The 13,289-nt window shown below is 67.9% G+C and carries 16 protein-coding genes and 1 riboswitch; of the genes, 11 read left to right on the forward strand and 5 right to left on the reverse strand.

Annotated features, from left to right (window positions below):
* Window positions 1-2 precede the first annotated feature (2 nt).
* The 7 genes from JOD67_RS09250 (at window position 3) to JOD67_RS09280 (ending at window position 4,746) form a co-directional block, all read left to right on the forward strand.
* Window positions 3-623 (forward strand): class I SAM-dependent DNA methyltransferase, encoded by a 621-nt coding sequence (locus JOD67_RS09250; RefSeq protein WP_205117018.1) that lies wholly within the window; start codon window positions 3-5, stop codon window positions 621-623.
* Between the two features lie 55 nt (window positions 624-678).
* Window positions 679-879 (forward strand): helix-turn-helix transcriptional regulator, encoded by a 201-nt coding sequence (locus JOD67_RS09255; RefSeq protein WP_205117019.1) that lies wholly within the window; start codon window positions 679-681, stop codon window positions 877-879.
* Entirely contained in the window at window positions 860-1,258 is a 399-nt protein-coding gene (locus JOD67_RS09260; protein WP_205117020.1) for a DUF2178 domain-containing protein, read from the forward strand. Before JOD67_RS09255 ends, JOD67_RS09260 begins: the two co-directional genes overlap by 20 nt.
* Before the next feature lie 32 nt (window positions 1,259-1,290).
* Entirely contained in the window at window positions 1,291-2,439 is a 1,149-nt protein-coding gene (locus tag JOD67_RS09265; RefSeq protein ID WP_205117021.1) for a serine hydrolase domain-containing protein, read from the forward strand.
* A 41-nt stretch (window positions 2,440-2,480) separates the two neighbouring features.
* Window positions 2,481-2,626: riboswitch (SAM riboswitch) on the forward strand.
* Window positions 2,627-2,640: 14 nt separating this feature from the next.
* Entirely contained in the window at window positions 2,641-3,930 is a 1,290-nt protein-coding gene (thrC, locus tag JOD67_RS09270) for a threonine synthase (RefSeq protein WP_205117022.1), read from the forward strand.
* Entirely contained in the window at window positions 3,927-4,202 is a 276-nt protein-coding gene (locus JOD67_RS09275; RefSeq protein ID WP_205117023.1) for a MoaD/ThiS family protein, read from the forward strand. Before thrC ends, JOD67_RS09275 begins: the two co-directional genes overlap by 4 nt.
* 343 nt (window positions 4,203-4,545) lie before the next feature.
* On the forward strand, window positions 4,546-4,746 hold the full coding sequence (locus JOD67_RS09280) for a cold-shock protein (RefSeq protein WP_205117024.1): 201 nt from the start codon (window positions 4,546-4,548) through the stop codon (window positions 4,744-4,746).
* 88 nt (window positions 4,747-4,834) lie between these two features.
* Here the strand turns inward: JOD67_RS09280 and JOD67_RS09285 are convergent, their stop codons facing one another.
* Window positions 4,835-6,220, reverse strand: a complete 1,386-nt coding sequence (locus JOD67_RS09285; RefSeq protein WP_205117025.1) for a cellulase family glycosylhydrolase — start codon at window positions 6,218-6,220, stop codon at window positions 4,835-4,837.
* A 276-nt stretch (window positions 6,221-6,496) separates the two neighbouring features.
* On the opposite strand from JOD67_RS09285, the gene groL reads away from it, so the two are divergent.
* Together groL and JOD67_RS09295 are read left to right on the forward strand one after the other, a co-directional pair.
* The gene (gene groL / locus JOD67_RS09290) at window positions 6,497-8,119 is read left to right on the forward strand and encodes a chaperonin GroEL (protein WP_205117026.1); all 1,623 of its coding nucleotides are present in this window, start codon (window positions 6,497-6,499) and stop codon (window positions 8,117-8,119) included.
* A gap of 239 nt (window positions 8,120-8,358) precedes the next feature.
* Window positions 8,359-8,673, forward strand: coding sequence for a helix-turn-helix domain-containing protein (locus tag JOD67_RS09295; protein ID WP_239553782.1), 315 nt, complete (start codon window positions 8,359-8,361; stop codon window positions 8,671-8,673).
* A gap of 246 nt (window positions 8,674-8,919) precedes the next feature.
* On the opposite strand, the gene JOD67_RS09300 is transcribed toward JOD67_RS09295, so the two are convergent.
* The 3 genes from JOD67_RS09300 to JOD67_RS09310 form a co-directional block, all read right to left on the reverse strand.
* Window positions 8,920-9,342 (reverse strand): hypothetical protein, encoded by a 423-nt coding sequence (locus JOD67_RS09300; RefSeq protein ID WP_205117028.1) that lies wholly within the window; start codon window positions 9,340-9,342, stop codon window positions 8,920-8,922.
* Between the two features lie 93 nt (window positions 9,343-9,435).
* A complete protein-coding gene (locus tag JOD67_RS09305; RefSeq protein ID WP_205117029.1) occupies window positions 9,436-10,191 on the reverse strand; it encodes a hypothetical protein in 756 nt (251 codons plus the stop codon).
* Window positions 10,184-10,690, reverse strand: a complete 507-nt coding sequence (locus JOD67_RS09310) for a SigE family RNA polymerase sigma factor (RefSeq protein ID WP_205117030.1) — start codon at window positions 10,688-10,690, stop codon at window positions 10,184-10,186. The genes JOD67_RS09305 and JOD67_RS09310 overlap by 8 nt, the downstream gene beginning before the upstream one ends.
* A gap of 101 nt (window positions 10,691-10,791) precedes the next feature.
* Here JOD67_RS09310 and JOD67_RS09315 point away from each other — a divergent pair, with 101 nt between their 5' ends.
* Together JOD67_RS09315 and JOD67_RS09320 are read left to right on the forward strand one after the other, a co-directional pair.
* A complete protein-coding gene (locus JOD67_RS09315; RefSeq protein WP_205117031.1) occupies window positions 10,792-11,655 on the forward strand; it encodes a methionyl-tRNA formyltransferase in 864 nt (287 codons plus the stop codon).
* The gene (locus JOD67_RS09320) at window positions 11,642-12,859 is read left to right on the forward strand and encodes a dipeptidase (protein WP_307782327.1); all 1,218 of its coding nucleotides are present in this window, start codon (window positions 11,642-11,644) and stop codon (window positions 12,857-12,859) included. The genes JOD67_RS09315 and JOD67_RS09320 overlap by 14 nt, the downstream gene beginning before the upstream one ends.
* Here JOD67_RS09320 and JOD67_RS09325 read toward each other — a convergent pair.
* Window positions 12,831-13,247 carry a VOC family protein gene (locus JOD67_RS09325; RefSeq protein ID WP_205117032.1) on the reverse strand — a complete coding sequence of 139 codons (417 nt, stop codon included), beginning with the start codon at window positions 13,245-13,247 and terminating at the stop codon, window positions 12,831-12,833. The two genes, JOD67_RS09320 and JOD67_RS09325, sit on opposite strands and share 29 nt — an antisense overlap.
* Window positions 13,248-13,289: the final 42 nt, after the last annotated feature.

The following is a 13,289-nucleotide window of genomic DNA, read 5'->3' on the forward strand; positions in this document are numbered from 1 at the left end:
CGGTGAGCGAGTACATCGACGCCGTACGCGAGTCCTACGACACCGTTGCCGCTGCCTATGACGAGCAGGTCAAGGGGCCGAGTGAGCAGGATCCGCTCATGCGCGCGATGTTCCAGGCGTTCGCCGAGCTCGCCCACGGCAAGGTCGCGGACCTCGGCTGCGGCCCGGGCAAGATCACCGCGTACCTGCGCGAGCTCGGCCTGGACGCGTACGGCATCGACCTCTCGCCGAACATGGTCGAGCTCGCGCGCGCCGCGTATCCCCAGCTCCGGTTCGAGGTCGGCACCATGACCGCGCTCGACGTCGCCGACGGCGAGCTCGGCGGCATCCTCGCGCACTTCAGCACCCACCACACCCCGCCCGAGCACCTGCCGCGGGTGTACGCCGAGCTGCACCGCGCTCTCGCGCCCGGCGGCCACCTCATGCTCTGGACGCACACCGGCGACAACGAACGTCGCCAGCTCACGCAGGCGTACGGCGGCCACCCGGTCAGCTACGAGTCGCACCGACTGCCGGCCGACCACCTCGCCGACCTGCTCCAAGCAACGGGTTTCCGGATCAGGGCAACGCTCGTCGAGCCACCGCCGCGGCCGAACGCCTGTTTCGTCGCGACCAGATCGTGAGCGCGGGTGTAAAGCGGACTTGACAGGGTAGAGCCTGTAAAGCAAGCTTGACAGCGTGCGGAACGACGTCAAGGCACTCAGGCTCGCCAAGGACCTGTCCCAAGGCGACCTGGCCACTGTCCTCGACGTCTCCCGCCAGACCGTGAACGCGATCGAGACCGGGCGCTACAGCCCGTCGTTGCCGCTGGCGATCAAGCTGGCGCGCTTCTTCGGGACGAGCGTCGAGGAGGTCTTCCATGTCGACGAAAACGACTAGTACCACCCGCCGCTGGGTCGTTCCAGTGGTCGCCGTCGTGCTGGGCATCGCCATGTTCGTGGTGGTGGGCCTGGTCCGCGACGACCTCGAGGTCGGCATCGTGATGCTCGTGATCATGGTCGGTTACGCCGCCATTCTCGTCGTGTTCCGGCGTGCCGAGCCGATCGCGATGCTCGGTGAGGACGGCGGCGACGAACGGCGCCGGCTGCTTCAACTCCGGGCGTCCAGCTTCACGACGAACGTGCTCGCGCTCGTCATCGTCGGCGGCTTCTTCATCGAGGTCGTCCGTGGCGAGGACGGCGAGCCGTGGACCTGGCTCGGTCTCATCGGCGGAGTGTGTTTCGCTGGCTCACTGTTCTTCTACAGCCGGCGTAGCTGACAGCAACTTCCCACTAGGAAAGGCGATTCCCTATGTATGCCTGGCTGCGGCATGCCCGCATCCTGCTCCTCGTCCTCACTCTCGGTGTCGTCGGTGCGGCGACGTACGCGACACCCGCTGCCGCGAAGACCGCGCCAGCGTTGGAGAAAGTCGTCGCCGCCGGCTTCCCCGGCGCGGTCGCCGTGGACCGAGTGGGCCGCGACGTCGAGATCTCGGCAGCGGGCGTCGCTGACGTACGTACGGGCCGCAAGGCCAAGGCGGGCGACCGGTTCCGGATCGGCAGCGTCACCAAGCCGATGGTCTCGACCGTCGTTCTCCAGCTCGTGGCGGAGCGTCAAGTCTCTCTTGACGCCCGGGTCGCGAAGCTGCTCCCGGGCGTCGGCCTGGACGAGCGCATCACCGTGCGGCACCTGCTGCAGCAGACGAGCGGGTTCCACACCGACACGTACGTCTTCCAGCCGCCGCGATCCATCGACGCCAACCGGTACCGCCACTTCACGCCGCGCGAGCTCGTCAAGATCGCATTGACGAACCCCGCCCCGCGCGCCACGCCCGGCACGAAGTGGGAGTACTCCAACACCAACTACGTTCTGGCCGGCATGGTCGTCGAACGGGTCACCGGCAACCGCGTCGAGAGGGAGCTGGAGCGCCGCATCTTCCGCCCGCTTCGCCTGAAGGACACATCGTTCCCGCGCGCCAGCACGTTCATCCACGGCCGGCACCTGCGCGGCTACCTCCAGGACGAGACCGGCAAGGCCACGCTCGACTACACCGACTACAACATGAGCTGGGCCTGGTCCGCCGGCGCGGTGGTCTCGACGGTCGCCGACGAGACCGCGTTCCTGCGCGGGCTGTTCACCGGCAAGCTGCTCCCGAAGTCGCTGCTCGCGAAGATGATGGACGACGGCAAGTTCGGGTACGGGCTCGGCCTGTATGCGATGCCGGCGCCGTGCGTGCCCGGCGGGCTGGTCTGGGGTCACAACGGCCAGGTCTTCGGTTACCAGAGCGCGGTGTTCAGCACGCCGGACGGCAAGCGTCAGATCGCCGTCGGCGCGAACGCCTGGATCCTCAACGAGGAGGGCGGCGGGCTGCACCCGATCGTCGACCAGACCGCCGCTGGGTCGTTCTGCCCGAATAGCGGACAGTCGTCTCGAATGATGAGCAAGTTGCTCGCGCGCTGACCAGGCTCCGTTAGTCTCTCGATAACAACTGAATACCGAGCAACTCATCCAGAGGGGCAGAGGGACCGGCCCAGTGAAGCCCCGGCAACCGGCCAGCCGCCGACGTGTATGTCTCGTCTTCGAGGCCCGCGGCGGACACGGTGCCAAATCCGGCCCGCCCGCACCAGCGGCGTGGGAAAGATGAGAGGGAAGGCCTCTGAGATGACCTCGACACTGACCACCCACGGCACCGCCACGACGCCCGCCGAGCACACGCCGCGCGAGGGTGCGTTCGGCAACGCGACCGAGCTTCGATGTCGCGAGTGTGGCAGCACGATCCCGCTGGGCGCCCACTACGCGTGCCTGGAGTGCTTCGGCCCGCTGGAGGTGGCGTACGAGTACCCCGCCATCACCCGCGAGCAGATCGAGGCGGGACCACGCAACATCTGGCGGTACGCGGCGCTGCTGCCCGTGCCCGCCGACGTGGCGTCGTTCCCGAACACCGAACCAGGACTGACCCGGCTCGTCCGCGCGGGCAACCTCGCGGCCGAGCTGGGTCTTTCCACGCTCTGGGTGAAGGACGACTCCGGCAACCCCACGCACTCGTTCAAGGACCGCGTCGTCGCCGTCGCGCTGACCGCCGCGCGCGAGCTCGGGTTCCAGGTGCTCGCGTGCCCGTCGACCGGCAACCTCGCGAACGCCGTCGCCGCCGCGGCCGCGCGGGCCGGCATCCGCAGCGTGGTGCTCGTTCCGCAGGACCTCGAGCAGCAGAAGATCATCACCACTGCCGTGTACGGCGGCACGCTGGTCGCGGTCGAGGGCACCTACGACGACGTCAACCGGCTCGCGAGCGAGATCGCCGGCGAAGAGGAGGGTTGGGCGTTCGTGAACGTGAACGTCCGTCCCTACTACGCCGAGGGCTCGAAGACGCTCGCGTACGAGATCGCCGAACAGCTCGGCTGGCGGCTGCCCGACCAGATCGTCGTCCCGGTCGCGTCCGGCGCCCAACTCGTGAAGATCGACAAGGGCATCCGCGAGCTGATCGACCTCGGCCTGGTCGAGGACAAGCCGGTCAAGATCTACGGCGCGCAGGCGACCGGCTGCGCTCCCGTGGCCACCGCGTTCAAGGAAGGGCATGACGTGGTGGCGCCCGTTCGCCCAGCCACGTTGGCGAAATCGCTCGCGATCGGCAACCCGGCGGACGGTCCGTACGTGCTCGACGTTTGCCGTCGTACGGGCGGCACGGTCGAGGACGTGACCGACGAGCAGGTCGTGGACGGCATCGCGCTGCTCGCTCGTACCGAAGGCATCTTCGGTGAGACGGCGGGCGGCGTGACGATCGCGACGCTGCAGAAGCTGATCGAGACCGGGCAGCTCGACCCATCGCTCGAGACTGTCGTGATCAACTCCGGTGACGGGCTCAAGACGCTCGACGCGGTCGCGGGCCGGGTGGGTCCGAAGGCGACGATCAAGCCGACGTACGAGGCATTCACGGAAGCGGGGCTGGCATGAGCGTGAAGGTACGCATCCCGACGATCCTGCGCACGTACACCGGCGGCGCGTCCGAGGTGACCGCCGACGGCGCGACGCTCGCGGACGTGCTCGAGTCGTTGGAGGGCGCGTATCCCGGCATCCGGGCAAGAGTGCTCGACGACGCGGGAAAGCTGCGCAGGTTCGTCAATGTGTACGTGGGTGAGGAGGACGTGCGGTTCACGTCCGGCTTGTCGACGCCCACTCCGGACGGTGCGCAGGTCTCGGTGATCCCCGCGGTCGCGGGTGGCTGAGTTTCCTTTTCCGAGTGAATTGCCGCGGTGATCGGAAAGCGTTTCCTGAATCATCGCCATCACGCTCTGGAACTGTCCGATTTCGGACGGCGACGATGGCCGTTTTCCCCGCAGAATAAGTAGGTCTCGGGCGAATTAGGCCAGTTCCGACGTCTCCCCACGGCGGCATCTGTGGGCTAATGTCAGCCCTGGTCGGCATGACCGTACGCATAGCCGCCCACACGGTGGGTTGTCATGTCGTGCGGAGAAATTCGCAACGCTTCCCCTCGGGGACGGGCGCGAGTACGACCTTCTGGCCCGCGCCGGGCGGGCTAGAACCCCGCTGGGCCTTGAGGGAGAGGTCATGACGCAAGGCACCGTCAAGTGGTTCAACGCCGAGAAGGGGTACGGCTTCATCGCGGTCGATGGCGGCAACGATGTGTTCGTTCACTACTCGAAGATCCAGATGGATGGCTACAAGTCTCTCGCCGACGGACAAACCGTCGAGTTCGAGGTCGTGGAGGGACCGAAGGGTCTCGAAGCGCACGACGTGAAGCCTGTCTGACTGCGGTCGCGACGTAACGGCGTCGAACCCAAGAGCAAGGCCCGAGTGGTGCGAACCACTCGGGCCTTGTCGTTTCTTCTTGTGGGCTTCAGCTCGCGGTGTGCTTACAGGGATCGGGGCGCGCGGTCGGCTTGAGCTGAGCGTTGATCGTCTCGTTGCCCTCGTACAGGCTGTAGAGCGTTCGCAGTGTCTCGCTGTCGCCCACGTTCGACGTCCAGAACAGCCAACCCGAGAAGCCGCGCAGGCAACTGCCGACCTGCAGCTCCCGCATGCGAGCGGCCGCGACCGTGAGGTTGTTCTGGTAGAACGCCTTGTCCGCGCCGAACTCCCCGATGATCACGGTGCCCTTCACGGTGCTCCACTCGATCGTCTCGAGGTTGCGTGCCAGCGTGTATGGATCGTTGATGCCGGGCTTGTTGGCCGGATAGATGTGGACGTCCAGGAAGGACAGTCGCGACCACGCCGTCAGTGAGCGCGGCCTTGCTGGGTAGCGGTAGTCGCCCGCCGGGCAGGGCGCCGTCGTGCAGTAGAAGGGCATCCCGCGCGGCCCGGGCTTGTGCACCGCGCCGAACGTGAAGACGCCCATCGTCACCAGGGCGGCAGGGTCGATCGCGTGGACGGCGTCGACCATCCGGTTCGCGTACTCGACGAACGCCGCGTCCGCCGACTGCTGGCGCTGCGTCGGGTCGGCCATGTCGTAGGTGACGCCATTGAGTGGCGTCACCTTCCCGGACAGCTTGTTGTACGGCGCCTTGTCGCCGACGACGTACGCCTCGTTGTCGGACTGGATTGCGAGGACGGTCGACATCAGGTCGGCGCCGACGCGTTCCTTCAACCCTGCCGTGAAGTTCTTCAGGTACGTGGACTTCGCGAGCACGTAGGTCGGGTGCAGGTAGTTGAGGTTGCGACCGTCCATGTTGACCGCCTTGCGGTCCACGTTGCCGACGAGGTCGTAGTAGTACCTGCTCTGCGGGAACAGGTCGAGGGAGAACATGACCCTGATCTGGTACTTGGTCGCGAGCTTGACGAAGCTCGCGACGTTGTCGAGGTACGGGCCGTAGTACGGAGTGGTGTCGGTCATGCCGCGGCCGATGCCGTGCGGCTTCTTGTGCGTGTCGGCGTCGGTGACGTTGCCATGGTCGATGAAGACGCGGACGGCGTTGTAGCCGTCCTGGTGCAGCCGCGCGAGCGTCTGTTCGGCTTCGGCGTTGGTGTAGCGGCCGGGTTCGAACGTCGAGTGGTGCGCCGTGGGTGTCTCGGTGAGCCGTACGTAGTTGGCGCCGCGGGGGAGGAACTTCCGTCCCGTTCCGATCTCCTGGAGCGCGCCGTACTGCTTGCCTGCCGGCGTGACCGACTCCAGCCGGGGCAGCGGGGTGAGGCCGGGCACGGCTTCGGCGGGCTGCGGAGCGAGGGCGGCGGGTGCGAGCGCCGCGACCAGGGCGCCGGCCGTGAGCAGGTGGATCGTTCGCCACATCGTGAGGTGTCGTCCTGTTCTGTCCGGATTGTCCGTTCGCCCCCTTACTCTGCTGCATTTCGCTGGCGGGCCGCTGGCGCACCGTTCACGAGCGCGCAAGCCTGGTCGAGCTTGCACTCTCCCCAGTCGAGTGCTAAACAACTGTTAGCACTCGAAGGTCGCGAGTGATAACAGCAGAGGGTTGGTTCGGCGAGGTTTCGGCGGTGAGCCGGGCCGTCCGTCGCGGGCGTCGAGCCGCCACACGACATCCACCCGACTGGGGGAGGATCCAGCTACATGCCCAAGATCATCTCGTTCAACGAGGAAGCCCGGCGCGGCCTCGAGCGGGGTATGAACACCCTCGCTGACGCCGTCAAGGTGACGCTCGGCCCCAAGGGCCGCAACGTCGTCCTCGAGAAGAAGTGGGGTGCGCCGACGATCACGAACGACGGCGTCTCCATCGCGAAGGAGATCGAGCTCGAAGACCCGTGGGAGAAGATCGGGGCCGAGCTCGTCAAAGAGGTAGCCAAGAAGACCGACGACGTCGCGGGTGACGGTACGACCACCGCCACCGTGCTCGCCCAGGCACTCGTTCGCGAGGGTCTGCGCAACGTCGCCGCCGGCGCCAACCCGATCGCGCTGAAGCGCGGCATCGAGAAGGCCGTCGAGGCTGTCGCCGAGCAGCTGCAGAACCTGTCCAAGGACGTCGAGACCAAGGAGCAGATCGCGTCCACCGCGTCGATCTCCGCGGCCGACACCAGCGTGGGCGAGATCATCGCCGACGCGATGGACAAGGTGGGCAAGGAAGGCGTCATCACCGTCGAGGAGAGCAACACCTTCGGACTCGAGCTCGAGCTCACCGAGGGCATGCGCTTCGACAAGGGCTACCTGTCCGGCTACTTCTGGACCGACGCCGAGCGCATGGAGGCCGTCCTCGACGAGCCTTACATCCTCATCGTCAACTCCAAGATCACCGCGGTGAAGGACCTGCTTCCGGTCCTGGAGAAGGTCATGCAGGGCGGCAAGCCGCTGCTGATCATCGCCGAGGACGTCGAGGGCGAGGCTCTGGCCACGCTCGTCGTCAACAAGGTCCGTGGCACGTTCAAGTCCGTGGCCGTCAAGGCCCCCGGCTTCGGCGACCGCCGCAAGGCCATGCTGACCGACATCGCCGTTCTCACTGGTGGACAGGTCATCTCCGAGGAGCTCGGTCTCAAGCTCGAGAACTCCTCGCTCGACCTGCTCGGCCGGGCGCGCAAGATCACGGTGACCAAGGACGAGACCACCATCGTCGAGGGCGCCGGTGACCAGGAGCAGATCGCTGGTCGGGTCGCGCAGATCCGTGCCGAGATCGAGAAGAGCGACTCCGACTATGACCGGGAGAAGCTGCAGGAGCGTCTGGCGAAGCTCGCCGGCGGTGTTGCGGTGATCAAGGTCGGCGCTGCGACCGAGGTCGAGCTGAAGGAGCGCAAGCACCGCATCGAGGACGCCGTTCGCAACGCGAAGGCGGCCGTCGAGGAGGGCATCGTCGCCGGTGGCGGCGTGGCTCTGCTGCTCGCGGGTCTCGCGGCTTTCGAGAAGCTCGAGCTCGAGGGTGACGAGGCGACTGGTGCCAACATCGTGAAGGTCGCGATCGAGGCTCCGCTGAAGCAGATCGCGATCAACGCTGGCCTCGAGGGTGGCGTCGTGGCGGAGAAGGTGCGGCAGCTGCCCGCGGGTCACGGCCTCAACGCCGCGACCGGCGAGTACGTCGACCTCGTCGCGGCTGGCATCGTCGAGCCCGCGAAGGTCACCCGTTCGGCGCTGCAGAACGCGGCGTCGATCGCCGGCCTGTTCCTGACCACGGAGGCTGTGGTCGCGGACAAGCCCGAGAAGGAGAAGGCCCCCGCGGGCGCCCCCGACGGCGGCGGCATGGACTTCTAGTCCTTGTCTGTTTCTTCTCTCTAGCACTACCGCGGAGGGGCGGTCCCGATTCGTTCGGGACCGCCCCTCTCGCCTTGCCTGGCAACGCAATATCCCATCGTGGCTCGCCGCATCGCCTACGACGTCGACCCAACGCGGCGGGTGGTGACGTTGACAACCTTGCGGAAGCAGCGGCAGAACGAGCGGAACGAAGTCGACAGGGCGCGGCGAGCGATGAGCCGTGATCAGAGGAGGCGATGATGGCACGTCTGACGCACGACGAGCTTCGGGCCAAGTATCCGCCGGAGGATCAGGACGCCTATTCCGCGGCGTACGCCAACGCGACGTTGGCTGGTGAACTTGCCGAGTTGGTGTACGCGCTGCGGTCGCGGGCAGGTTTGACCCAGACCGAGCTGGCTCGCCGGATGGGCACCACGCAGTCGTCGATCGCCCGGATCGAGGGAGGCGGAAGCTTGCCGACTCTCGACATGCTGGCGCGCCTGGCCCGCGCGACCGAGACCCCTCTCCACCTTGGCGCCCCCGGCCTCGCTGATGTCACCTTGGGAGCCGCCTGACGACCGGTGGCGACGTGGCCTGTTGCCCGCGCGTCGCGGCTGGCATCGTCGAGCCCGCGAAGGTCACCCGTTCGGGGCTGCAGAAAGCACCGTCGATCGCCCGGCCTGTTCCTGACCCGCTGCGGCCGTGGTCGCCTCACACGGCCAGTGGCCCCTCTACCTGGCGTCCACCCCACGTAAAGGGGCCAATGATCATGTCAACATGATCATTGGCCCCGCCGCGGACCGGCGGGTGCGGGTCGGTGGCTACTCGGGCTGGCAGGCCGCGAGCTTCTCGGGAGTGTCCGCCTTCTCGACGCACTCGGTGTACTTGGTCACGTCGCCGAGCTTGCCTTCGACCACGTTCATGACGACCGCGAGCACGACCCACGGCACGATGATCGCGATCACGCTGAGGATGCCGCCGATGATGGCGATGACGGGGTTGTTGGCCGATCCCTTGCGTACGTTGACGAATCCCACGATCGCGAGCACCACGCCGATGGCGCCGAGGACGACGGAGACATAGCCGACGACCGGGATCCAGCACAGCAGCAGGGCGATGATGCCGAGGATCAGCGCGCCGAGCCCCACGCCGTTCTGGAACGGCGGCGGCTGCTGCGGCGGCACGGGCTGCTGGTAGGCGGCGTACTGCGGCGGGGGAGGCGGAGGCGGAGTCTGGTCGGTCACCGCAGCAGGATGCACCGACCAGACACCGAACGGGCGGCCTCCACACGGAGGCCGCCCGTTCGGCGGACAAGCTCTGCCCTTTCGGGACGAGCCCTACGGCGCCACGACGTCGGGCGGCCAGGTCGCCGGTCGATCGAAGACGAGCTGGGGATCGGTCGACGCCTTCACCTGGTCCGCCCAGGTGAAGCGGTCGGGCGGTGGGTCCAAGCTGGGAGTGCCGTTGGCGACTCCTACCTCGACGATGTAGCCGGGCTCGGCCGGTGGCCCCGGCTCGGGAACGGCCCGCGCATCCATCGAGTAGTTCTCCTGCATGCTGAGGATCGCCATGGTCGGCGGCGGGATGTCGGGTTCGTCCGGGCGCGCGTTCGCCGACCTCTCCGGCCACTGCTTGGACGGGACGTACTTCAGCTCCACCCGGAGCTGGGCCTCGGACCTCGAGTCGGCGTTGTACAGGTAGGTGGCCGTCCAACGGGTCGCCTCGTCCTGGCGATCCTCCGCCAGTGCCTCGCGCTTGTCCCATCGGTACGCCTTGATCCGCAGCAGCTCGAACTCGTCGCCGTGCGGGACGTTGGAACGGATCAGCTCGTCCATCTGCTCGTCCAGCGAGGTGACGTTCTGCGTCTTGATCAACCCGGCAGGATCGATCGACACGCGCCCCTGGGTCAGGAGGGGCAGCCCCACGGTCGCGAGGCCGACCGTCGCGGCGACCCCGGCAGCGGCAAGCGCCAGGTTGCGCCGGCCCCGAGCACTGCGACCGCGTGCCACCAGACCTGGCGCCGTGATGCCCATCGGGGGCTCGTCGCGCACGACGTACGAGCGCAATTCGTCCTTCACTCTCATCTCATCCATGGCTCAGTCCTTCTTGGTTCGGCACCGGCTCGAGGAGCGAACGCAGTGAGGCGAGGGCGCGGGCGGTTTGGCTCTTCACCGTTCCCTCGGCGATGTCCATCAGCCGGGCGACCTCCGCCACCGGCAGGTCGTCCAGGAACCGCAGCACCACGATCGCGCGCTGCCGGGTAGGCAGTTTCGCCAACGCTGTCGAGAGATCCAGGCGGTCGTCGGCCGCGATCTGCGTGCTCTCGCGGGAGAACGGTTCCGCCGTGCTGGTCTCGCGGCCCCACTTGCGGCGCCCGTTGAGGAACAGGTTCAGCAGGATGCGGCGCGTGTACGCCTCCGCCGACTCCATCTGAACGCGGCCCCAATGGGCGTAGAGCTTGACGAACGCCGCCTGCGTCAGCTCCTCGGCCGCTCCCCAGTCGCCGCACAGCCCGTACGCCGTTCGGCGTAAGGCGGCGCCGCGCGCGGAGAAGAACTCCGCGTACTCGGCGTCTCGTTCACGTCTTCGCATCGGTCTCCCCTCGCCGTACTGACGCCTGTAACTACCCGCGAGCCGGGCGGGAGGTTCGCAGCGGTGTCGAAGGAATCTGCCCGCACCGTACTGTGGGGGCCGTGCGTGTAGTGACGTTCAACGCCTTCGCGTCCGCCTACGGGCTCGTCCACGACTGGGCGCGAAGCGCCGGGCACGAGCTCGTCCTGCTCGTCACGCCGGAGAGCGTCGGCGATCGGTACGGGTCCGGGCCGACGCTCCGCGACCAGGTCCCGGCGACGCAGGAGATCCTCGCGACCAGCAAGCTCCGGACGGTCGCCGCGCCGGCGATCGAGGAACTCGCCCCTGATCTGGTCGTCTCCGTGACGTTCCCGCTGCGAATTCCGGTGGAGGTCACGCGCGTCCCGAAGCTCGGCGCCCTGAACGTCCACCCCTCGCCACTCCCGCTCGGCCGCGGACCGAATCCGCAACGCACCATCTACGAAGGCGAACGGCTGCTCGGGGCGACCGCGCATCGGATCGCCCCGGAGTTCGACGCCGGCGAGATCCTCGCGCAGCGCACCCGCCCGTGGCGGGACGGCGTCACGACCGAGGACGTGCTGCGCGCCTGGTACGAGATGGTGTCGGAGGTCCTCGCCGAGGGCGCCGCGCGGGCGTTGGCGGGCGAGCAGGGGACGCCGCAGGACGAGGCGGGGGCGACGTACGCGGGCCGGTTCACCGACGAGGAGCGCTGGCTGTCGTTCGCCGAACCCGCGAATGTCGTTCAGCGCAAGGCCGTTGCGCTCAACCTGCTCGACCCGACCGCGCGGGTGCGGCTGCCAGACGGGGATTTTCTGGCCGACGACGTACGCGTGAGCGGCGTCGCGACCGACGCCTCGCCCGGCACCGTTCTCGAGCGATCCGGCAGCCGGGTCGCCGTGGCCACTTCCGACGGCGTCGTCGAGCTGACCGTTCATCCAGCAGGATGGACGAGTGCAGAACGCTGACTCCTCGGCCCGCGTGGCCGCGACCCTCCAGACCACTCCGCTGATCGACGGGCACAACGACCTGCCGTGGATGGCGCGCAAGCAGGCCTTCTACGACTTCGACGCGGTCGACATCGCGCAGCCGCGACCGGAGCTGAACACCGACATCGCGCGCCTGCGGGCCGGCGGTGTCGGCGGGCAGTTCTGGTCCGTATACGTGCCGAGCCGGCTGGCCGGTTACGACGCGGTGTCGGCGACGCTGGAGCAGATCGACTGCGTGCACGCGATGGTGCGCAGGTACGCCGACACGTTCGGGTTGGCGACGACCGCGGAGGAGGTCGAGCGGGTCTTCGCGTCGGGCCGCATCGCCTCGCTGATGGGCATGGAGGGCGGCCACTCGATCAACAACTCGATGGCGACGCTCCGGACGATGTACTCCCTCGGTGCGCGCTACATGACGCTGACGCACAACGACAACAACGACTGGGCGGACTCGGCGACCGACGAGCCGCGGCGCGGCGGGCTGTCGCCGTTCGGTGTCGAGGTCGTGCGGGAGATGAACCGGCTCGGCATGCTCGTGGACCTCTCGCATGTGTCGGCCGACACGATGCGCGACGGGTTGCGGGCGACCGAGGCGCCGGTGATCTTCTCGCACTCGTCCGCCCGCGCGGTGGTCGACATCCCGCGCAACGTGCCGGACGACGTGCTCGCCTCGCTGCCGGCGAACGGGGGCGTGTGCATGGTGACGTTCGTTCCGGAGTTCGTGGCACCCGCTTGCGGCGCCTGGATGTTGGCCGCCCAGGCTGCCGCCCGCGAGGAGGGTTTGGATCCGCACGACCTGTCGGCGTACTTCGCGTTCACGGAGAAGTGGCAGGCGCAGAATCCCAAGCCTGCCGCGACGATCGCCGACGTGGTGGCGCACGTCGAGCACGTACGCGAGGTCGCGGGCATCGACCACGTCGGGCTCGGCGGCGACTACGACGGCACGGACTCGTTCCCCGTCGGCATGGAGGACGTGTCCGGATACCCGCGGCTGCTGGCCGCGCTGGTCGACCGCGGCTGGTCGGACGACGACATCGCCAAGCTGGCAGGGCGAAACGTGCTGCGCACGCTGCGCGGCGCCGAGGACGTCGCCCGCGATCTCCAACAGCGCTTGGCGCCTTCGCTCGCGCGCTGCGCGCCCGACGGCGAGGTGCTCAGCTCGTCGTCCGCTGCGTCAAGCTGAACCAGTTGCCCGAGTCGTCGCGGAGCAGGGCTTCCTTGCCGTAGAACTGCTCCTGCGGCGCCCGGGTGAACTCCACACCGCGCGCCTTCAACTCCTCGTACTCCTTGTCGACGTCGTCGGTCTCGAGAACGCCGACCCCGAACGCGCCGGACGTGACGAGCTGGCGGACGAGCGTCGCCTGCTCCTCGTTCCACGGGCCGCCCGGCGCGATGTGCATGAGCGAGATCTCCAGGTCGGGTTGGCCTTTCGGCCCGACCGTGAGCCAGCGCATGCCCTCGCCGTAGCTGGCGTCGGTGCGGACCTCGAACCCGAGCTTGTTGACGTAGAAGTCGTACGCCGAGTCCTGGTCGAGCACGTAGACGCTGGTGTGCGTGAGACGTTGAATCATGCGTCGCAGGCTATGCCCTCGCGGGCGGCGCGTGCCTCTCCG

The sequence above is a fragment of the Tenggerimyces flavus genome (genome assembly GCF_016907715.1).
Taxonomy (GTDB): domain Bacteria; phylum Actinomycetota; class Actinomycetes; order Propionibacteriales; family Actinopolymorphaceae; genus Tenggerimyces; species Tenggerimyces flavus.